The sequence below is a fragment of the Arthrobacter sp. H5 genome, assembly GCF_000520595.1.
Lineage (GTDB): Bacteria > Actinomycetota > Actinomycetes > Actinomycetales > Micrococcaceae > Arthrobacter_D.
In genome coordinates this window covers 74,905-94,099 of sequence record NZ_KI915039.1, presented here as the reverse complement: position 1 = coordinate 94,099, position 19,195 = coordinate 74,905, and the positions used below count along the sequence as shown (strand labels likewise).

The 19,195-nt window shown below is 63.2% G+C and carries 17 protein-coding genes; 2 read left to right on the top strand and 15 right to left on the bottom strand.

Going from position 1 to position 19,195, the window contains the following annotated elements:
* Together Y708_RS30145 and Y708_RS0121600 are read right to left on the bottom strand one after the other, a co-directional pair.
* On the bottom strand, positions 1-228 hold a 228-nt coding region (locus Y708_RS30145), incomplete at its 3' end, for a hypothetical protein (protein WP_216699865.1).
* A complete protein-coding gene (locus Y708_RS0121600) occupies positions 221-1,120 on the bottom strand; it encodes a MurR/RpiR family transcriptional regulator (RefSeq protein WP_051479280.1) in 900 nt (299 codons plus the stop codon). The genes Y708_RS30145 and Y708_RS0121600, both read right to left, overlap by 8 nt.
* A 129-nt stretch (positions 1,121-1,249) precedes the next feature.
* Here Y708_RS0121600 and murQ point away from each other — a divergent pair, with 129 nt between their 5' ends.
* Positions 1,250-2,233, top strand: a complete 984-nt coding sequence (gene murQ / locus Y708_RS27150) for an N-acetylmuramic acid 6-phosphate etherase (protein WP_081747117.1) — start codon at positions 1,250-1,252, stop codon at positions 2,231-2,233.
* Here the strand turns inward: murQ and Y708_RS0121590 are convergent.
* The 3 genes from Y708_RS0121590 to Y708_RS27140 are packed head-to-tail and all read right to left on the bottom strand — an operon-like array spanning position 2,230 to position 4,043.
* Positions 2,230-2,727, bottom strand: coding sequence for a GNAT family N-acetyltransferase (locus tag Y708_RS0121590; protein ID WP_028281513.1), 498 nt, complete (start codon positions 2,725-2,727; stop codon positions 2,230-2,232). The genes murQ and Y708_RS0121590 overlap by 4 nt on opposite strands.
* A 55-nt stretch (positions 2,728-2,782) precedes the next feature.
* Entirely contained in the window at positions 2,783-3,586 is an 804-nt protein-coding gene (locus Y708_RS27145) for an ABC transporter permease (protein WP_051479279.1), read from the bottom strand.
* Positions 3,579-4,043, bottom strand: coding sequence for an ABC transporter permease (locus Y708_RS27140; protein WP_051479278.1), 465 nt, complete (start codon positions 4,041-4,043; stop codon positions 3,579-3,581). The genes Y708_RS27145 and Y708_RS27140 overlap by 8 nt, the downstream gene beginning before the upstream one ends.
* A 15-nt stretch (positions 4,044-4,058) precedes the next feature.
* On the opposite strand from Y708_RS27140, the gene Y708_RS0121575 reads away from it, so the two are divergent.
* Positions 4,059-4,295 carry a LuxR C-terminal-related transcriptional regulator gene (locus tag Y708_RS0121575; RefSeq protein ID WP_028281512.1) on the top strand — a complete coding sequence of 79 codons (237 nt, stop codon included), beginning with the start codon at positions 4,059-4,061 and terminating at the stop codon, positions 4,293-4,295.
* A 72-nt stretch (positions 4,296-4,367) separates the two neighbouring features.
* Here Y708_RS0121575 and Y708_RS0121570 read toward each other — a convergent pair whose 3' ends face one another.
* From Y708_RS0121570 to Y708_RS0121525, 10 genes are all read right to left on the bottom strand, one after another.
* Entirely contained in the window at positions 4,368-4,688 is a 321-nt protein-coding gene (locus Y708_RS0121570) for a DUF2087 domain-containing protein (protein ID WP_216699864.1), read from the bottom strand.
* Positions 4,689-4,815: 127 nt separating this feature from the next.
* The gene (locus tag Y708_RS27135; protein WP_051479277.1) at positions 4,816-5,652 is read right to left on the bottom strand and encodes an inositol monophosphatase family protein; all 837 of its coding nucleotides are present in this window, start codon (positions 5,650-5,652) and stop codon (positions 4,816-4,818) included.
* Positions 5,649-7,838 (bottom strand): NAD-dependent DNA ligase LigA, encoded by a 2,190-nt coding sequence (gene ligA / locus Y708_RS0121560; RefSeq protein ID WP_028281510.1) that lies wholly within the window; start codon positions 7,836-7,838, stop codon positions 5,649-5,651. The genes Y708_RS27135 and ligA overlap by 4 nt, the downstream gene beginning before the upstream one ends.
* 123 nt (positions 7,839-7,961) lie before the next feature.
* Positions 7,962-8,231 (bottom strand): WXG100 family type VII secretion target, encoded by a 270-nt coding sequence (locus Y708_RS0121555; protein WP_155853986.1) that lies wholly within the window; start codon positions 8,229-8,231, stop codon positions 7,962-7,964.
* A 175-nt stretch (positions 8,232-8,406) separates the two neighbouring features.
* Positions 8,407-12,843: an FtsK/SpoIIIE domain-containing protein gene (locus tag Y708_RS0121550; protein WP_028281508.1), complete on the bottom strand. Its 4,437-nt coding sequence runs from the start codon at positions 12,841-12,843 to the stop codon at positions 8,407-8,409.
* Positions 12,844-12,876: 33 nt separating this feature from the next.
* On the bottom strand, positions 12,877-13,584 hold the full coding sequence (locus Y708_RS0121545; RefSeq protein WP_028281507.1) for a hypothetical protein: 708 nt from the start codon (positions 13,582-13,584) through the stop codon (positions 12,877-12,879).
* Between the two features lie 18 nt (positions 13,585-13,602).
* A complete protein-coding gene (locus tag Y708_RS0121540; protein WP_028281506.1) occupies positions 13,603-15,234 on the bottom strand; it encodes a serine/threonine-protein kinase in 1,632 nt (543 codons plus the stop codon).
* The gene (locus Y708_RS27815) at positions 15,231-17,030 is read right to left on the bottom strand and encodes an FHA domain-containing protein (RefSeq protein ID WP_051479276.1); all 1,800 of its coding nucleotides are present in this window, start codon (positions 17,028-17,030) and stop codon (positions 15,231-15,233) included. The genes Y708_RS0121540 and Y708_RS27815 overlap by 4 nt, the downstream gene beginning before the upstream one ends.
* Positions 17,027-17,938 carry a PP2C family protein-serine/threonine phosphatase gene (locus Y708_RS27125; RefSeq protein ID WP_035777217.1) on the bottom strand — a complete coding sequence of 304 codons (912 nt, stop codon included), beginning with the start codon at positions 17,936-17,938 and terminating at the stop codon, positions 17,027-17,029. The genes Y708_RS27815 and Y708_RS27125 overlap by 4 nt, the downstream gene beginning before the upstream one ends.
* Entirely contained in the window at positions 17,935-19,068 is a 1,134-nt protein-coding gene (locus Y708_RS0121525) for an RDD family protein (RefSeq protein WP_035777216.1), read from the bottom strand. The genes Y708_RS27125 and Y708_RS0121525 overlap by 4 nt, the downstream gene beginning before the upstream one ends.
* Positions 19,069-19,195 lie beyond the last annotated feature (127 nt).

Sequence of the window (19,195 nt, the reverse complement as noted above, 5' to 3'; positions counted from 1 at the left end):
GCCAGCCTCAGCGGCAGCCGCGCGTACCGCGGGTTCGAGTGCATCCACAAGTTGGTTGGGGTCCACGCCCTGCGCACCCACTGTGACCCCGACGTTCCGGTGCACCGGCTCCGTCATCGTGCCCGCTGAGAGAGAGCCCTTCGCGTCCAGCTTGCCCACAACGGCACGGCAGCCTGATCCGCCGAGGTCGATACCGCACACTCCACGCATTCCAGTCCGCTCAGCCACGGGTGTGTCCGCCCTGCTGCCGGGCCACGGAATCGCGGGTTATAGCAATAGCCCTATTGGTTTGTGCGTAGGTGCGCTGGGTTAACGCGACAAAGACACAGTCAACAACGAAGAGCTGCCCAATTCGGCTGGACAGCGCCGCCGGCCGCAGCCCCCGCTCATGGCCTGCGGCCACCAACGTGTGATCAGCGAGATCCGCAAGCGTGGATTGCTCGGAACCGGTAATGGCCACAGTGACCGCTCCGGCCCGCTGCGCGGTGTCAAGAACCCTGACCGATTCCGTCGTCTCACCGGAGTGCGAAATGACAATCGCCGCATCCCCGTGTTTCAACAGCGCGGCCTGGGTATGTGCAAGGTGGATATCCGTGGGACTGTGACAGACAAAACCGCCACGCGTCAGCTTTTGAGCAAGATCGGCAGCCACCAGCCCAGAAGCGGCCAGCCCGAAACAGAGGGAGCGCGTCGAGCGCGCGAGTGCGTCGGCAACGGCTGCGAGCGCAGCTGAATCAAGGTGTGCCGCTGTTTCCCGCAGTGCCTGCTGCTCGGCACCGGCCAGCTTGGCAATGACATCCTCCAGGGAGTCGCCCTGTGACACATCGCCCGTAACCACCTGAGCCGGTTCGCGCCGTGCCGACGATGCCGCCAACGCAAGGCGCAGTTGCGGGTAGCCGGTGTAGCCCAGCGCCCTGGCTGTCCGCACAATGGTGGCCTCGCTGACACCCGTGGATTTGCGCATCGTCATCAGGGTCGACTGTGACACCGTTGCGGGATCCTCAAGGATCAACCGCGCAACCCTGGCCGCTGCGGGTGGCAACGACGGCAGCGTGGCCCGAACGCGCGCGGAAATTTCATCGGGATCCTCGAGCTGCGGCGGAGTCAGGGTGTCACCCATCCTGTGATCCTTTCACGAGCTACGACCGATGAGCTACGATCAACCTCCCTAATGAAGGAATGTTTCACATCGCTTACCCTATCTGAAAACTATTGACGTCGACAGTCCGTTTATGCTTTCGTTGATGCCATGACAAAGCGCTCCGGTCGGGCCCTGAAAGATGAGCTCGCGTCCCTTGCCACTGAAGGCGTTGACGCGCGGTTTGCCAGGATCGACACCCAGCCAACCTCTGAACTGGTCCGGCTGATGAACGTTGCGGACCGCTCCGTTCCGGAGGCTGTGGACAGCGAGCGGGACAGGATAGTTGAAGCCGTCGATGCCATCACCGACCGGCTGCGCGCCGGCGGACGCCTCATCTATGTGGGCGCGGGCACACCCGGCCGCCTCGGCATCCTGGATGCCAGCGAGTGCCCTCCCACCTTCGGAACGGATCCCGACCAGGTGGTGGGAGTCATAGCTGGCGGAAAGCCCGCCATTGTGGGCGCTGTGGAGGACGCTGAGGACAACGACGCTGCCGGCGCGGAGGACCTGCGCTCGCTCGGCATTAAGGCTGTCGATGCGGTCGTGGGGATAAGTGCTTCCGGCCGGACGCCGTACGTGGTCGGAGCACTTAGACATGCGAGGGACACCGGTGCGCTGACGGTGGCTCTGGCCTGCAACCGGTCCTCCGTTATCGGGAGTATCGCTCTCATTGCCATTGAGGTGGAAGTGGGGCCCGAGTTCGTGGCCGGCTCCACACGCCTGAAGGCAGGGACCGCCCAGAAACTGGTACTGAATATGCTCAGCACGCTCAGCATGGTGAAACTGGGTAAGACGTACGGCAACCTGATGGTGGACCTGCGCGCAACAAACGAGAAGCTCCAGCTGCGATCCGAGGCGACCGTTATGCGGGTGACCGGCGCGGACAGCGCAACTGCGCAAGCAGCCCTCCTGACCGCTCACGGCTCAGTGAAGGAAGCGATCCTCATGCTCCAAGGCGGGATTGACCATTCCGATGCGCTGGCTGCACTGAAAACATCGGAAGGCTCACTGCGCTCAGCTCTGCAGCACACTACGCCAAACGTCTCAAAGCCACTGGAAGCCGCCGGCACGGGACCTGAGGCCGACTCCTAGAGCTCCAGCCGGAACACCCAGAGCTGGATTTCCTCTTCCCGCACCCACCAGTCCCGTTCAGGAACCCGGACGAAGCCCAATGATTCATACAACGCGTGGGCACGCACCATTTCAGATCCGCTGGTCAGGCTGACAGCATTGATGCCCGCCAAGGTGCGCGCGTATTCGATGATTTCCTCTACCATGAACCTGCCGACTCCCCCGCGCTGAACACCGGGGTCCACGGCGAGCATCCGGAACTCCAGTTCCCCGGCGAGCGCAATGTCGGTATAGCGCTGGCCCTCGAAGGTAATCGCCACGGAACCGATGACCACACCGTCGCGCTCCGCAACCCAGATTTCCGCGTGCTCAGCCCGGTGCTCAACGTCCGCCAGCACGGTCATGTACGGATGTTCCAGGCTCTGGAAGTAGCCCGCCTCAAGGTAGGCGTCGCACGTAATGCGGCGGACGTCGTCGTAGTCGGCCTCCGTGACCGAACGGATGGTGATGTTCATGAAAGAGTCTTGTCCTTCGAAACTGAGCCTGGATACACGCCCCTCCCTTGTGACCCTAGTCGAAGTCGATTGTTCCCGTCCGGCGGCCGTGTTCACCGAACCGTTCGAACGCCCAAACGGCCAGCATCAACCAGCCCGCACCGAGGGCTATACATAGGCTCAACAGCCCCCACACTTCGACGGGCACCTCCTGCCTATCCTCGATCAGACGGACCGCGGCCAGCCCGTGCGTCAAGGGTAGGGCCTGCGCTGCGCCCTGAACCCCGGTCGGCCAGAATGCCACTGGTACCACCACCCCACAAAACAGGGTGTGGGCCATTTGCACGATATTCGCCACCACGTTGCGCCATTCCGGTAACCGCAGCACCAGTGCCGCAACGAAGAGCGCCAAGCCGTAGGTGCCCAGGGCACAACAGATCAGGCAGACGACGACGGCGGCCGCTGCCGGAAGCGACCACGCCACCTCCAGGAACGGCCCAATGGCAAACAGGACGATCGATGCGGTGGCCACTCCGCTGGGCATCCACTGGAGACTTCGCCCAAGGAAGACGGGCCACAACCGCGCAGGCGCCGCCGTGAGCAGCCCGAGGGTGCCGGTGCCGCGCTCCCACTGCGTCGATTGGATGGACAGCAGGGTTTCGGTGGCGGTCATCATGATCGCCTGGCCCACAAACAGGTAAAGCACTGCATCTGGGTCCTGGAGCAGCAGGCCGATCACGGCAAAGAACAAAACCTGCATGATCACGCGTCCCAGCCAGCCAACGCCCCATGTCAACGGCGTGTACACGGTGCGGAAATCCGCGGCGGCTATGTAGGCTGCGTGTCGGATGACGTTCAGGGTGGCGTAGCGTTCACGCATAGGTCATCCTCCCTGTCCTGCGGAGACGGTTCACCGATGCCTTCACCAGTGCACTCCCGGCCACAAAGCTGACGAAACCAAGGCCGGCCAGCATCGCCAGCCTGAACAGCTGATCCTCAACATAGCCTTGGACAAGGGAGTCCCTCAGGAGATCAGCTGCCCAGGAGAGGAACACGCCGGCTGACAACGGCTGTACCCACACGGGCAACAACGCCACAGGGACCATGACACCACCCAACAGGTAGAAGGGATAGCTGAGCGAATTCTGAAACGATCGCGCCGAGCGGGCCAGCACAAACACTGCCGCCATGGACAGGGATGCGCCGGTCATCGCGAACACCAGCAGCAGGATCGTCACAGCAAACAGCACGGGATGCCACACCAATACAAAACTCCCAGTCATCAGGAACCCGACAAACCATGACTCGGCAAAACCGACCAGGCCCAGGCAGGTCACCGGAAGTTCGACACCATGCGTCAGGCAAGTCTGGCGGAGCCTGCCGTCCTCACCGCTCGTCAGCGCGACATTCTCGACCTCATCGTCGAGGGTGAGAGCAATGAACGGATTTCACAATTGCTCCGCATTTCCAACCGCACAGTCGCCGTCCATGTCTCCGACATTCTCAAACGTTCCGGAGCCGCATCCCGGACGGTCCTGGCCGTGGACGAATTACGACGGCGGCTTGGCGGTCCCCAGCCCGCGGAATAGCCGAGCTAGTCTGATGGCGGTCCTGCAATGCAGCAGCTGATCCACCGCAGCCACGTATAACAGGGATCAGCCTCATGCCACCCGCCGATAACCGGTGCCGTCCCTGTTGCGCTCTACGAACCCGTAATCGATAAGAGCCCGTCTGAGCATGGGTATGTCCCCGGTTACCGTGCCGAGCAGCAGGTTGACCTGACGCTCCGGCAATTCGAAGTCCGGCAGCAACCGACCGGCCAGATGCCCCAGCAGCTGGTCCCGTTCCGCAGGGTTTCGCGGAACGCCGTCAATCCTGCCCTCACTGAAAAACCTGTCCACCCCCTGCGGCCGCTGAGCAGTGCCGGCGGCAAGCACATCCTTGAACAGGCCATCGTTGACCGTACCGTCTGTCTGAAACAACCGGAATCAAGCAGTTTGTCGATTTCCTTGGGCGTGGCATCCGAATCATGCCCAAGCACAGCCTGCGCATACAGTTCACGGAAACGCGGAGCTGCGAGAGTGGAAAAGACCTTCTGCCAGCTCACCGTCACCCCTGTGCCTCCAGAAGCCTTACGGCCGCAATCAGGTCCGCGCTTCCAGCAGCAGTGAACGCGCCGAAACGCTCAGCGTCATCGGGGCCACCCTCCAGCGCCCGCGTCAGCGCCGGACGAAGGACGACGGCGCCGGCCTCTTCTGCGATCAGGGCGGCTGCCGCCCAATCGTGTTCATTGAGTCCACGCTCCGCAAAAGAGTCGAGGGTTCCGTCTGCCACCATGCACAGGTCCAACGCAGCCGACCCGATACGACGAAGATCCCCATGCCCTTCCATCAGCGAGCCCAACTCCAGCAATTGCTTTCCCCGCCGCTGCGCAGTGTATGTGAACCCGCTGCCGATCAGCGCCCCGGTCTGTTGGGGGTCCGGTCCACTCAGCTGACGCACCGAGCCGCGTTCGCGCAGCCAGGCTCCCTGTCCGCGCGCAGCCCAGTACACGCGGTCCAGTGCAGGGGCATCGACCACGCCGGCCAGCCATTCGCCGTTGTCATTAACTGCCGCTACCGACGTGCCGTAATAGACAATATTGCGGATGAAGTTGGTGGTGCCGTCCAAGGGGTCAATGGACCAGCGGATTCCTGACGGCGCACCTGCAGGCACCGTGGTTCCATACTCCTCACCAGTGATTGCATCGTGGGGACGTGTTCGCCAGATGACATCGCGGACGGCGCGCTCCGCAGCCATGTCAAAGTCAGTAACCCAGTCACTGTCGGAGCTCTTGTTCCGTGCCCCGATGACCCCTGCACTGCGTTTCCTGAGGACAGCCGCGCCGGCTTCGGCGGCCTGCCGGGCGACATGAAGGATTTCGGTTGCGCTTATCTGGGTGTTCATTCGGGTCCTTCCGCAAGCAGCCTGGTGAATCCCTCTTCGTCCAGGACAGTAAGTCCCAGAGCCTCCGCCTTCTCCAGCTTGGTGCCCGCGTTCTCCCCCGCGACGACGTAATCGGTCTTCTTCGACACCGATCCGGCAGCTTTTCCTCCACGCTGAATGATTGCCTCCTTGGCTTCGTCGCGACTGTAACCTTCGAGGGAGCCGGTGACAACCACAGTCAGGCCCTCCAGGGTACGGGGCATGGACTCGTCAATCTCGTCAGCCATCCGCACTCCTGCGGCCGCCCATGCATCAACAATGTCGCGGTGCCAGTCCTCTGCGAACCATTCGACCAGAGCCAACCCGATGGTGGGACCAACGCCGTCGACATTGGCCAGTTCCTCCTGAGTTGCGCTCCGGATCCGTTCCATTGAGCCAAAGGCTCCGGCCAGCGCACGCGACGCAGTGGGCCCAACGTGTCTGATGGACAGAGCCACCAGGACTCGCCAGAGCGGCTGGGACCTGGCCTTTTCCAGTTCGGTGAAGAGTTTGCGGGTGTTGGCAGTGGGCTCCGAAGGCTTCTTTTCGGTGCCCTTATTGTAGAAATACGGGACCAGCTCCTGGCCGGTCACCACACCCTTGGACTTCTTGTCCCGCATTATCCTTACGCCGGCGAGATCCTCTGGAGTGAGGTTAAAAAGCTCTGCCTCAGACGTCAGCGGCGGGGGCGTTGGCTCGGCCGGCTGGGTAAGGGCAATGGCAGCCTCCCAGCCCAAGGCCTCGATGTCGAACCCGCCTCGTCCGGCGAGGTGGAAGACGCGTTCGCGCAACTGTGAAGGGCAGGACCGTGCGTTGGGGCAGCGGATGTCCACGTCACCCTCCTTGGCCGGGGCCAGGGCGGTGTTGCAGGAGGGACAGCGACTCGGCATGACAAACTCGCGTTCGCTGCCGTCCCGCAGTGACACAACAGGCCCCACAATCTCGGGAATCACATCGCCGGCCTTACGCAGCACCACCGTGTCACCGATCAGCACACCCTTTGCCTTGACCACTTCCTGGTTGTGCAGGGTGGCCATTTCCACGGTGGAACCCGCAACTTTGACCGGATCCATGATTCCGTACGGTGTGACACGGCCGGTGCGGCCCACATTGACTCGGATGTCCAGCAGTTTGGTGTTGACTTCTTCCGGCGGATATTTGAAGGCGACAGCCCAGCGGGGAACCCTGGACGTGTGCCCCAAACTGCGCTGCAGGGCGAAGCTGTCCACTTTGACCACAATGCCGTCAATCTCGTGGAAAAGGTCGTGGCGGTGGTCTCCGTGATGCTCGATGAACTCAAGCACCGCCTGATAATTTTCCAGCACCTTGAAATACGGCGATACCGGGAGGCCCCACTGTTTGAGCAGGCCGTAGGTTTCCGACTGGCTCTCGGCAATGAGCCCCTCCCGCGCACCGATACCGTGCACAAACATGTCCAGCGGACGCTGCGCCGTCAGTGCCGGATCCTTTTGACGCAGCGATCCGGCGGCCGCGTTGCGCGGATTGGCAAACGGCGCCTTGCCTGCCTCCACCATGGTTTCGTTCAGCCGTGCAAATTCCTTGGTGGGAAAGAACACCTCTCCCCGCACCTCCACTTCCGCAGGGTGGTCGCCGCCGGCGAGTTTTTGTGGGATGGACGCAATGGTCAGCACGTTGTGGGTGATGTCCTCACCCGTGGTTCCGTCCCCCCGGGTGGCTGCCCGAACCAGGTCTCCGTTGCGGTACAGCAGACTGACCGCGAGGCCATCAATTTTCAGCTCAGTCAACCAGGAAATGCTGCTGCCTGGCCGTTGCCCCTCAATGCCCGCAGCTGCCCGTTTGATCCAGACATCCAGCTCATCAAGCGAAAACACGTCCTCAAGGCTATACATCCGCTGCAGATGCTCCACCGGCGCGAAGGCGGACGAGACATCGCCGCCTACTTCCTGGGTGGGTGAATCGTTGGAAACGAGCTCCGGATGGAGGGCTTCGAGCTGCTCAAGCCTGCGGAACAGTTCATCAAATTCGGCATCAGAGACAACGGGAGCATTCTCGTTGTAATACGCGAACCGGTGCCGGCGAACCTCCTCCGCCAGTACGGCATACTCCTCTTTCAGCCCCTCAGCGGGGACCTGGTCGGCGGGAAGTTCAACTCCGGGGTTGGCAGTGGGTTCCTGTTTCCTGGGCACAGTCCTATCTTGCCCCACAGCAACGACACTTTGCGGCAGGAGGCATTAAACACAAACCGGAAGCATTAAACACAAAACCGTCCCGCAGCGTAGGCTGCGGGACGGTTCTGGTTAAGCCGGAGCCTAGTTGCCCGAGGTGGCTTCCTGATCCTGACGGTTCCGCTGAACCGTGGTGCTGACTTCCTGCAGCTGGCTGGCAATCTGGGTCAGCTGGGCACGGTGGGTTTCCCACTCGCCGCGGAAACGCTCGGAGTCCGGACCAACCCAGGCGGTGTTGCCGAGCTGCTGGGTGAGCTGGCTGGCGGTCTGGTTCAGTTCTTCGGACTTCTGGGTCAGCAGCTGTGAAAGCTGTCCCATCTGCTCCGGGTTATTACCATGTGTTACATCGCTCATTGTTCCCCACCTTTCGTATGTGAGGCTCAGGATTATCCCGAGCCTCCGTGCCCTGCCGGACTGTCCAACCGGGCGACTACTAAGAATCTATACGACCTGCTCATCCATCGTCGATGGGTACACCTGCCCATGGAGCGCTACCCATGCAGTACTGCCCATGCGCACGGCAGCAGGGTTAACCCGTGCCGTTCATGGTTGTTGCCACCTGCAGCTTGTAGGACTTTCCCCGCCCAATCACGTATCCGCGGCCGGGAAGGAAGCGATTGCCGGACGTCCGCCCAAGCGACGTGTTCAGGAGGGTGTCGCCGTCGAGCTCGTTGGGGTTCAGCAGTAGCCCGCGGCGCCCGGCCTTGAAGGGACCGGCCAGGTTCCAGGCACTGGACCAGGTGGAGGTCTCGGCTTCGCCAACAACCCACTGACCAGCCTTCACCGCCGCTTTCACCAACGTGGACAGTTCCAGTTCCGCCGCTGAATCGGTGAACTCGGTGACCCCCTCGATAAAGAATGCCACCGATCCTTCCGGTCCCTCGACGAGCTTGCTCAACCGGGCAAGCTCGGGCTGAACCACTGCCGGGGTGGCGAAGGCCTCGTCCCAGACGTCCAGCGAGGCGATGTTGGAGCGGCGCGAACCGAGATACACCCGTTTGGTCTGCGGCGACGACTTCTTCAACGCCGCGGCCATGGTCACCAGCGCCACGGTACGCCCCGCCCCTGGAGGTCCAGAAACCATGAACGCACCCGAGGTCGCAACCGCGGCAGGTTCAAGATTGAAGTCGTCGACGCCGATCACCGCTGAACCGTTCGATGCCGGAAGGATCTCAAGGTCGATCGACTCGGGCAGACTGAGCACGCACGGCGCCTGCGGTACTCCCTGCCGCAGCATGGCGTCACGCAGTCTTTCAATTTCGCGTGCCTGCAGTTCAAGGTTCGCATTGCCACCGAAGATGGCGAGCTGCAGTTCCAGCCCGTCAAGGACTCCCCTGCCTGGCGGCGAGGCAGTGGTCAGCACATCCCGCGGCACGCCCAGCGTTGAGTAATCGTCCCGGTTCGCCATCCGCAGGATGATCCGGCGCGGGATGGAAGCAGCCAACGACGGCGGCAGCGAGTTTGTGCGCTCACCGGTCACGATCACGTGGACACCCATAGGACGGCCGTCGGTGGCGATCTGCTGGAACAGCTCGAAGTGCCGTTCCCTGCCCTTGAACTCGTACTGTTCCCGGAAGGTGGTGAGGCCATCCACCAGGAGGAGGATGCGGGGTTCGTCGGGTTTATTGGCGAGCCGGCGATAGTCGCTGATCGTTCCGGCTTTGACCTCCGCGAACCGATCGGACCGGTCCGCGATAATACCCCTGATGTAGCGGAGCAGCCGGCCGATCCGCTCTGAATCGTCGCCGTCGAGAATCACTCCAACGTGCGGAAGCTGATCCAGCATTTGCAGTCCGTTTGATGCACTGTCAATGCCGTAGACCTGAACCGGGCCACCGCGAACCGTGACGGCCGAAGCGATGGCAAGGGTTCTCAGAGCCGCGGATTTGCCGGCGCCGCCCGAGCCGAGAATCGCCAGATTGCCGTCGGTGTCCGGGTGATAGAACACCGTGGGCTGCGCCTGGTGCGCCGGGTCATCCACTACGCCCAGCAACAGCTTTTCATCGGTGCGGGGATTGGGCAGTTTGGAGAAGTCATAGGCCTCGGCCAGTTCTTCCAGCCATGGTTTGCGGGGCGGCGTGACACCCAGTTCAATGGCGGCCTGCGACACGTTGTCCACGATCCGTGCGATGTCGTTAGGCCCATCAGCCTCCTCCACCGGCGGCTCAGCCTCCGGCTCCCACGTCTGGCCGGAGCCGAAGTCCATTTCGACGATGTCGATCCGGGGCCTGGAGGGTTCGCGCGTGGTCCAGCCACCGGCGTACCCCGTCTGGAACCCTTGGATGCGTCCCGGACCTGTTTTCGCGGCCCCCCTGCCCGGAATGGACGGACTGAAGTATGCGGCCATCGGTGTGCCAAGGATGTCCTGGGAATCATCCGTGTCCGCCATCCGCAGCGCAATCCGCATGTTGGTGTTGGCGCGCAGGTTGTCCTTGATGACGCCGGACGGCCGCTGGGTGGCCAGGATCAGGTGCAGTCCCAGTGAACGGCCACGTGCGGCGATGTCGACCACCCCGTCAACAAATTCCGGAACCTCCTTGGCGAGCGCCGCGAACTCATCCACCACGATCACCAGGGACGGCGGCGTTTCCGGGTCAGCCTCCCGCTCCATGGCGAGCAGGTCCTTGGCCTTTTTCCGGTTGAACAGGTGTTCCCGGTAATGCAGTTCCGCCCTCAGCGACGTCAGTGCCCGCCGCACCAGGTGGGGTGACAGGTCGGTCACCAGGCCAACGGTGTGCGGAAGCTTCACGCAGTCCGCAAAGGCTGCGCCGCCCTTGTAATCGACAAAAAGGAAGGTCAGCCGGTCCGGGCTGTAGGCGGCAGCCATGCCCAGCACCCAGGACTGCAGGAACTCAGATTTACCCGCGCCGGTGGTTCCGCCCACCAACGCGTGCGGCCCTTCGGTCTTCAAGTCAAGGTACATGGGCTCCACGCCCTTTGACCCGACGAGGGCACGCAGCGATCCCTGGTGTTTGCGGTTGGGCACTGCCGTGGATGCCACGGAGTTGTTTTCCTTCCAGCGGTCAGCAACGGCCGACGTCGTTTCCACCAGTTCGTGTCCGGCCAGCGTTACGTAGGACACGGCGCGTGGAAGGTCGGACTCGTCGTTGACGGGTTTGCCCACATCAACCACGGGAGTCAGCATCCGGGCCAGCTGCCCGGCAAGTTCAAGGTCCACGCTTTCGCAGCTCACCGGCGTGGTCAGTTCTCCGAGCCGCACTTGGCCTGTCAGGTTGGAGTTGTGGGCGTCCACGAAAATGAAATCGCGGCAGCAGGCTGGCAGGGACGGCACCGAGGTGGCCACCCAGATGATATGGATGCCGACGTCGGCACCCGCTTCCGCGACACGGGTGAGGCGCGCACGGTCCACCTTGGCGTCGTCCTCCACAATCACGAGGACCGACGGCGTGATCGGGTTGGGTGAGCCGATGTCCTTCTCGGCATCGAGACCGCCACGCAGGAAGGCACCCGTGCGCTTGCCGGAGCGGTCGGCGATCAGGTCCTCCAGCCGGGAAAGCAACAGCCCACCGGCTGCCGGTCCGGCCGCAAGATGGTCGCCGGTGAGCGGACTGTGGACCGATCCCGTGTGGGGCAGCCACTGTAGCCAGGACCACCGCTCCTTCGATTCAACCGAGGTGAGCGCCGCCATCGTCAATTCCGCCGGCGAATGCAGCCCAATGGCCTGCACTACGAGCCCGCGCGCAACGTCGTCAACCACTCCGCGTGCCCCAGCGACGCCGAGCGCACCGGACAACCGGAAATTCGCGACGACCGGCACGTTGTCGATGAAGGAGAACTCCTCGACGGTCTGCCGGATCTCTTCGGAGTATTCCGGCAGGGTGTCATTGCTGCTGGACTCTTTGATGGGGGTCCGTGACGGTGCCCGTCCGGTGCCGAAACGCAGGGTCAGGAAGAAATCGTGTTCGGGACGGTGCGTCCACAGCAGGGGACCCAGTTTGTAGATCGCGTCGACGGTGTCGGAGACGGACGGCGCTTCGGCGTGCCGCACAGCACGTTCCACGTTCTGGGTGCGTTCCAGGTCCGATCGGAAGAACGCCATGGCGCTGCGGAATTGCTCAATGGCTTCCTTCAACGCCTTCTTCTCCGTCATCCGACGGTCAAAGTAGGTGCCGATCAGGATCATCGGCATCATCAGGATGAAGATCAGGCTGAAGGGGCTGCGGGTAATGGAGAACATGATGCCGCCCATCAGGATGGGCGCCACCAGCATGATGAAGGGAAAGCGGAACGGACTGGGGCGCTTGGGCCCGGCGGGGGTGGCCTTCGGCGTGCCTGGGAAAACCGGAACCACGCGGGGGGACCTGTTGAACTCCACCAGTGGATTGGTGGAGTCACCGGAACGCGAACGGCCAAGGGCCACCACTGCGATGGTGGTGTCTCCCAGCGTCACCTCGTCAGCTGAGGTCAGGGCCGCCCGGGATACCCGGCTGCCGCCCATGATCAGACCGTTCGCGGAGTTGGTGTCCATGATTTCGATATCTTCGGACACGTTGATGCGCGCGTGACGTTTGGACATCATCGGGTCTGAAAGCCGGATGTCGGCGTTACGGTCCCGGCCCAGGTAGCTGGCGCCCACCGGAAGCGAGAACTCCTTGCCGGCGTCGGGTCCGGAAAGCACCCGTAGCGTCGCAACCGCCGGTCCACGATCCTGCCCGGGGACGTTGAACTGTTCGCTGACGTGGGCAATGCTGATGGTGGAGCCCGGCCGGAGTCCGGACTCAAACAGGTTCACCGACGGATCGAGGGTCCGCCCGCGCATCCCGCCGGCAACGTAGGACTCATCGACAGTCAGGGACAGGCTTCCCGGTGCCGGTGCGCCGGCCCTTCCGGGGTCCGCGGCGTACAACTCGTGGGCAACGTCGCTGACGGTTGCCAGTCCGTCCACCGTGACCGCCAGGTCCTTGGCTTCGTGGGGCTCCCGCCTCAGGGTAAGACGCAGCTTCATGCCGGATCCTTCCGCACAAGGGTCCGCGGAATCCTATTCGTCATCCGCCTTGCCCTTCATGGTCTCCAGCAGATGGAGATCCTCTGACGTCACCAACTGTGAGGTCACAGCGTGTTCCACCAGCCGGGCACGCCTGTTGGTTGCCAGTTTGCCTCCGCCGCCGCGGAGTCCCACCACACCCACCCGGTCGAGTTTGTCGCAGACGTTGTCCAGCTTCCGGTTAAACTTTGTCAGCGCCCAGCCCAGAGTTTTCGCTGCCTCCGCGGAGGAGGGGATGGAGCTGAAGCCCGTTCCCTCCCGGCGCAGCATCGGCTCGGCCAGCGCAACGATGATGGCTTTCTGCGAGTCAGTGAAGTTCACCGGCCCAATGGTGGTATCCCCGGCGCTGTCGCCGCTGTGGCTCTCCTGCTTGAAGGCTGGCGTCTTGAGATGGATGTCGAACTCATACGTGGTGGGCCCGGCGGTAAAAACAACCTTGGTGAGGCCAAAGACAATCGGGATCCGGGCGCCGGGCGCCACCCAGGCCTGCATTCCTCCGGTGGTATCGGCAACCGTGGCGGACAGCATGGTGCCCACGTTGTTGAGCCACCAGATCCCGTTGTGCCGGGCAATCTGCAGGAACTTGCGGTGAAGGTAGGGATTATCGTCCACTTCAAGATCACCTTCACGCCCTATGTCAAAGGCGGCATCGTCCTGAGGCTCATGCCATTCACCGCAAAAATCGATTGCGAGTTCCCCCACAGGAGTTCCTTCCGAAAACTATTCAGGCCAGCAGGCACGTTCGGGCTCAGAGGCCGTCCCGTTGCCGCGGGCGATTTGTACGTCGATGCAGGTGGTGCCGTCCGGGTTTGCCTGGAGTGCTGCCTGTTGCTGCTCGGTGCGCTTCCACTCCCCCTCATCCGTCACTGTAACGGTACGGAAGCGGTACACATCCCCGTCACGCGGATCAGGATTGCTCCAGGTAAACACCACTTCGTTGCCGTTCTCAGTGCCGACTAAATCCTCGGGCTCGGGAACATTCCCCTCCACGCCGGCCAGCGCATCCGGCGGTGGCTGCGTGGGACCTGCGATCGTTTCCTCAGGTTCAGGGTCCCCGGACACCACGGCGGCCACTCCTACGGAGATCCCTGCGAGCAACACCACCGAGCCGACGACGCCGAGCACCACGTTCCGCTTTCGGCTGCCTGGCTCGCTTACTGCCCCCTCAGATTCCGGTGCGTCCGCGTTGGGCCGGTGAACGGTGGTCTCCATTCGCTGGGAATCACCGTGTGGCTCCTGGCCGCGCAGGACGGTGTGCTCCCGCCAGCCCGTGTCCTCCTCCGGACTACCCGCCGAATGCGCGGGCACCGCATGCCCGGGGGCAGGGGCAGGGCTCGGTCCGGTGAGCGGCCTGGTGGGCGCTTCGCGCCGGGGAAACGTTGCGTCAAACGTCGAGTTGGTGGCATCCGGGTCAATCGAAACCACTTTGCGGACGCGCGTGAACTCGTCGTCGTTGTCGTCATCGTCCAGATGGGGGGTATCGTCGAGCACCTCGAACGGGGTGACGGACAGGCCCATCTCCGTCTGGATCCTCTGCAGGGTCAGTGCACAGGAGTACGCAGAGTTGTACCGGGAGCCGGGCTGCTTGGACATTGCGGTGGCGAGCGCCAGTTCCAGCGAATCAGGCACGTCGTTCCGGCCGATCCGCTGCAGCGGCATGGTCGCGATGCGGGTCATGAGTTCGGGCTGTGAATTGTCCATTCCGGGAAACACAAAGGGAGACCGTCCGGCCAACAACGTATACACAGTGGCGCCCAGTGACCAGACGTCCAGGCTCACGCCATCGCTCACATTGCCGTGGAAGGCTTCAGGAGGGGACCAGGGGATGGACATGCCGAGATCGTCGTCATCCTGTCCGTCGATGGTCCCGGAGATGCCAAAATCGGTCAGCGCAGGACGACCGTAATCGGTGACGAGGATGTTGGCCGGTTTAATGTCACGGTGGATGATGCCGGCACGGTGCGCCGATTCCACGGCAGAGGCAACCTGGATGCCGATGTTCAGCGTTTCGGCCACCGACAAGCGTGCCTTTCGATACCGTACGTCCAGGCTTGGCCGCGAGCAGTACTCCATGGCCAGGTAGGAATGACCGTCGTCAGTCACGTTCGCTTCATAGATGGTGACGATGTAGGGATGCGAAGACAACTGGGCCATCAGGTTGGCCTCTGACTCGAACGCCCTGCGCGCACCTTCGGTCAACAGGCCTGAAAGGAGTACCTTGACCGCAACGCGGCGCCGCGGCCGGTCCTGCTCATACAGATACACGTCCGCAAACCCGCCGGAACCGAGCAGGCTGACATACCGGTAGCCGGGTATTGACGGCGGTGGTGCTGCTGCACGCTTTGGACTCATCGAAGATCCTCAAAACGCAGCGAGACGTCCTCACCCAGCTGGGCGATATCCCCGTCGAGCAGGAAGGCGCTTTCGCCCTCACCCAGCCTGCGGGCAGGCTGGCCTTCCCGGATCAGTACCGTTCCGTTGGTCGCGCGCAGGTCACACAGCAGGACGTGCCAGCCATCCAACCGCACTTCCACGTGTGACCGGGAAATGTCGCCGCTGTCGCTGCGCACCTGCACTAGTTTGGGCATGCCGCTGCCCTGCACCCGGGATACTGACGGCTGGCGTCCCACAATCAGGGGCTGGTCCAACTCAATCACTTCGCCGGTTGAGACGCGCATCCTGCCGAGGCTGGGCCGGCGTACCTGCTGCGTCTCGGTGCCGAGCGGCTGGGAGCAGATGCCGCAGCCCGAACTTTCCGGCGGGTTGGCGTGTCCCTGGGGACAAAGCCTCGCCAGCACCAACGGACCCGTTCCGGGTTTCGGATCCTCTGCGGGTGCTGCGGCTGCCGGGATCCCGGAAAGATCACTGCGCATGATGGTCTGCCCGTCGTGGTCTCCGAGCTGTTCGCCGGTAGTTCCGGCCGGGCGTGGAACGGACGACGACGGCGTCTCCCGGACTGCGGCCGGCTCACGCGCTGGTGCGCGGCTGGGTTCGGGAGGTGTCTTCACGGGCTGCGCAGCGGATGGACTGCTTCCCCGCGACCATGGCACGGAATCGATCAGGAGGCCCGCCGGGGCAGGAACTGGCTCCGCGGCAATTGGAGCGGCAGCACCTGGAATGGGCTGCGCGGCGCCGGCATCGACGGAAGGTTCCCGGTCCTCGGCAGCCGCCGCGGGTGATGATGCGTGTTCCAGGTTGTCGGAAGACTTCTCGGAAGACTCGAGGGCTACAGCATTGTCCTCAGTGGCCGGCCCACCGTCCTCATCCTCTTCTACTGGCCGGACAGCTGCGTCCTCAACCCGGCGGACCACAGTCTGCTCCCACAGGTGGTCATAGTCGGGTCCCGAGGTTGGCTCCTGGTCGGCGTCAGATACGTCACTGCCGGGCATCGGCCCGTCGTCATCGGATTGCGCGGCGCTCGGTGCGCCATCGCCGGGCTGACCGGCGAGGGACTGGTCACTCTGGGCCTGTTCAATCTGGGACTGTTCAATCTGGGGCGCGTCACCCTGGGGCGCATCACTTTGGGGCTGGTCACTCTGGGCCTGTTCAATCTGGGGCGCGTCATCCTCGGAATCGTCTGGTTCAGCGGCCGTGGTTGTCAGGAACAGCCCGGGATTGATCGTGGCGGAATCCTCGGCGTCGTCGGCGCTGACGGATGCTGCCGGCGGTTGCCCACCGGGAGCCTGTGCGGCTGCCCCGGTGCCAACGGACACTGTGACGGACCCGGCCCATACGGTGCCGCTCTCCAGCGCAAGCAAAGGCGTCCCGGCGTGGCTGGTGGATTGCCCGGCCCAGAGGGTAAAACCAGTGGTTTCCTGGTCGAGGATCCGTTCGGTCCAGGTGGTCACCTTCTCGCCGGACAATTCAACCGGCCCGTTATCACCCGCAGCGCTCAAGGTAAGGGCACCCCTGAGTACCGCGTGCAGCCGGCCGCTGAAGGAAACCACACCGAAGGCCGGCATCGCTGTGAGGCCCGCATCGAATCCGCCCGACACTACCGGGAGGACCGCATGGATCTGAGGCGTGCTTTCCATGACTTCCCAGAGACGGTCCAAGGTTTCCTGGCTGGTGCCTGCGGGCAGCAGAATCAGCAGACCCGAACGCACTGTGCACAACCAGTCGCCGCTGCTGTACCGGATGACGCTCATTGCTGGCCCGTCTCCTTCACGATGGCCGTCGCGGCTGATCCGCCGGAGGCAGCGTCCCTGCCGCGGACGGGCAACGTGTTCTCCTCGGTATTGTCTGCCTCGAGGTTCTCCGCCTCCATACGGGGAGCCGTGGTCAGCAGGTCAGGTTCGCCAGCCACCCCCGTAGCGTCCAGCACGATCACCGAGACATTATCCCGCGCGCCGGACCGCAGGGTCTCCTGGACCATTGCATCGGCGGCATGCTGGGGGTTATTCAGTGTGCTCAGCAGCGCATAGATGCGCTCATCGGACAGTTCACCGCTGAGTCCGTCCGAGCAGATCAGAATCCGGTCGCCTTCTTCAACGGGCATCAGCCAGAAGTCCGCCTCCGTGTCCTCGCCGGTGCCCAATGCGCGCGTCACCACATGCCGGCGCGGATGGACCGTGGCCTCTTCCGCGGTGATCTGTCCCAGGTCAACCAGTTCCTGCACTTCTGAATGATCCACTGAAATTTGGCCGAACCTACCTTGACTCAACCGGTACGTCCGCGAGTCCCCAACATTGAAAAACAGCCAGTACGGCATAGCCGATTCCTGAACAAGAACCACACCGGTGAGGGTGGTGCCGGCCTTACCGCCTGTTTCCTCCCGAATGTCGCGATCCGCTTTGTGCAGCAGTTCCTCGAGATCCGCTGCCGAGAACTGGGGTGCGTGCTCGCCGATGATCCAGCTGTCCCCAAGGGTTCGGACACAGATGCCGCTGGCTATTTCGCCTGCCTCGTGGCCGCCCATGCCGTCGGCGACGGCGAACACCGGCTCGGCTGCGATCAAGGAATCCTCGTTGAGTTCGCGTTTGAGCCCGCGGTCGGACGCGTACCCGTAGTTCAACCGGATGGTCAACGCCCGCTCCGGACGCTCTCCGCCGTTCATCGCCGCACCACCAGGAAACTGCGGTCTCCAAAATGTACTGTGGCGCCCGGCAGCGCCAGGACGGTCTGGCCCCCGCCGAGGGGGGTCCGGAGTCCGTCCGGGGTGGTAATGGAACTCCCGTTGGTGGAATTGCGGTCAGTCACCCAAACCTGTCCGCCTTCCACCCTGAGATGTAGATGGGTCTTGGACACAGATCTCCCGTGGTCGTCGAATTCGATCAACTGCTCCACCGGGTCCCCTGCTGTGGCCGCCGGATTGCGTCCAACGAGGGCCTGTGATGTCAGTGTCACTTCGCGTCCGTTGTCGAACGTTATCCGGACTCCGCCGCGGAGCTTTCCTGGCGATACCCGGGTTGGTTCGGATTCCGGGTCCGGATGTTCCTGCGCGCTTTCGGGGGCAGCCTGTGGCCCGGACGCAAACTCTGGAGCAAAAGAGTACTGACCTGCCGCTGATGGGCCGGCAATCGGCCGGGCTGCCGGACTCTGTGGTGCCGCCGGATTCTTCGCAGGTTCGGGCGGAATTCCGGTTGGCGCTTCCTCGGAGGATGTCCCCGCGCCGACCATCGGCGATCGGACGGGTTGCAGGGCGGGTGGTGGAGGCTGTGGAGCAAAGGATGCCGGCCCGTCAATGCCGCCGGTCGTCAGGGGATCCCTGCCGCTGCGCACATCGAACACCAGCGTTCGTGCGGCCTTGTCGTGCCAGCCCTGTCGCTTGCCGCGAGAGTCCCACAGGTTGGAAATCATGATGATGACAAAGCCGATCACCGGAACAATGCCGGAAAGGTAGATCAGCAGCCCCCGGACAAAGACGGCCAGCCAGCCCGGCGCGTGTCCCTCTTCGTTGGTGGTGCGGAGCCCCAGCATGAGGTTTCCCAGCGTCTTGCCCGTCCGGGCCTCCCACCCCCACATAACTATTCCGTAGATCAGGGTAAGCAGTGCGCCGATGCCGGTGAAGACAAAGAACAGCCCCAGGTCCAGCCGCGCCGTCGTAGAGGAGACCTGCTCATAGCCAATCATCATGGACCCGACGAATCCGGCGATGCCAAGAAGGATTGCCGGCGGTACGCCGTCGATCAGCTTCGCGACAAGCCGCTTTCCCGCCGAGGCGTTGCTCAGGTCTAACCGGGCCATGCTGATCTCGCCTTCTCCTGACGCCCTGGACACAGACTGTCCGGGCGGCTGATGCCAACCTGGATACTGATTGCCGGGGCGGCTGACGCCGTGGGTGGACGCCGCGACCGGTGGTTGCTCCACTGTA

Excerpts from the sequence above, each read along its gene's own strand:
- Y708_RS0121540 (WP_028281506.1), bottom strand. The coding sequence starts at position 15,234 with ATGAGTCCAAAGCGTGCAGCAGCACCACCGCCGTCAATACCCGGCTAC.
- Y708_RS0121590 (WP_028281513.1), bottom strand. The coding sequence starts at position 2,727 with ATGAACATCACCATCCGTTCGGTCACGGAGGCCGACTACGACGACGTC.
- Y708_RS0121600 (WP_051479280.1), bottom strand. The coding sequence starts at position 1,120 with ATGGGTGACACCCTGACTCCGCCGCAGCTCGAGGATCCCGATGAAATT.
- Y708_RS27815 (WP_051479276.1), bottom strand. The coding sequence starts at position 17,030 with ATGAGCGTCATCCGGTACAGCAGCGGCGACTGGTTGTGCACAGTGCGT.
- Y708_RS27145 (WP_051479279.1), bottom strand. The coding sequence starts at position 3,586 with ATGCGTGAACGCTACGCCACCCTGAACGTCATCCGACACGCAGCCTAC.
- murQ (WP_081747117.1), top strand. The coding sequence starts at position 1,250 with ATGACAAAGCGCTCCGGTCGGGCCCTGAAAGATGAGCTCGCGTCCCTT.
- Y708_RS0121525 (WP_035777216.1), bottom strand. The coding sequence starts at position 19,068 with ATGGCCCGGTTAGACCTGAGCAACGCCTCGGCGGGAAAGCGGCTTGTC.
- Y708_RS27135 (WP_051479277.1), bottom strand. The coding sequence starts at position 5,652 with ATGAACACCCAGATAAGCGCAACCGAAATCCTTCATGTCGCCCGGCAG.
- Y708_RS0121555 (WP_155853986.1), bottom strand. The coding sequence starts at position 8,231 with ATGAGCGATGTAACACATGGTAATAACCCGGAGCAGATGGGACAGCTT.
- Y708_RS27125 (WP_035777217.1), bottom strand. The coding sequence starts at position 17,938 with ATGAACGGCGGAGAGCGTCCGGAGCGGGCGTTGACCATCCGGTTGAAC.
- Y708_RS0121575 (WP_028281512.1), top strand. The coding sequence starts at position 4,059 with ATGCGTCAGGCAAGTCTGGCGGAGCCTGCCGTCCTCACCGCTCGTCAG.
- Y708_RS0121550 (WP_028281508.1), bottom strand. The coding sequence starts at position 12,843 with ATGAAGCTGCGTCTTACCCTGAGGCGGGAGCCCCACGAAGCCAAGGAC.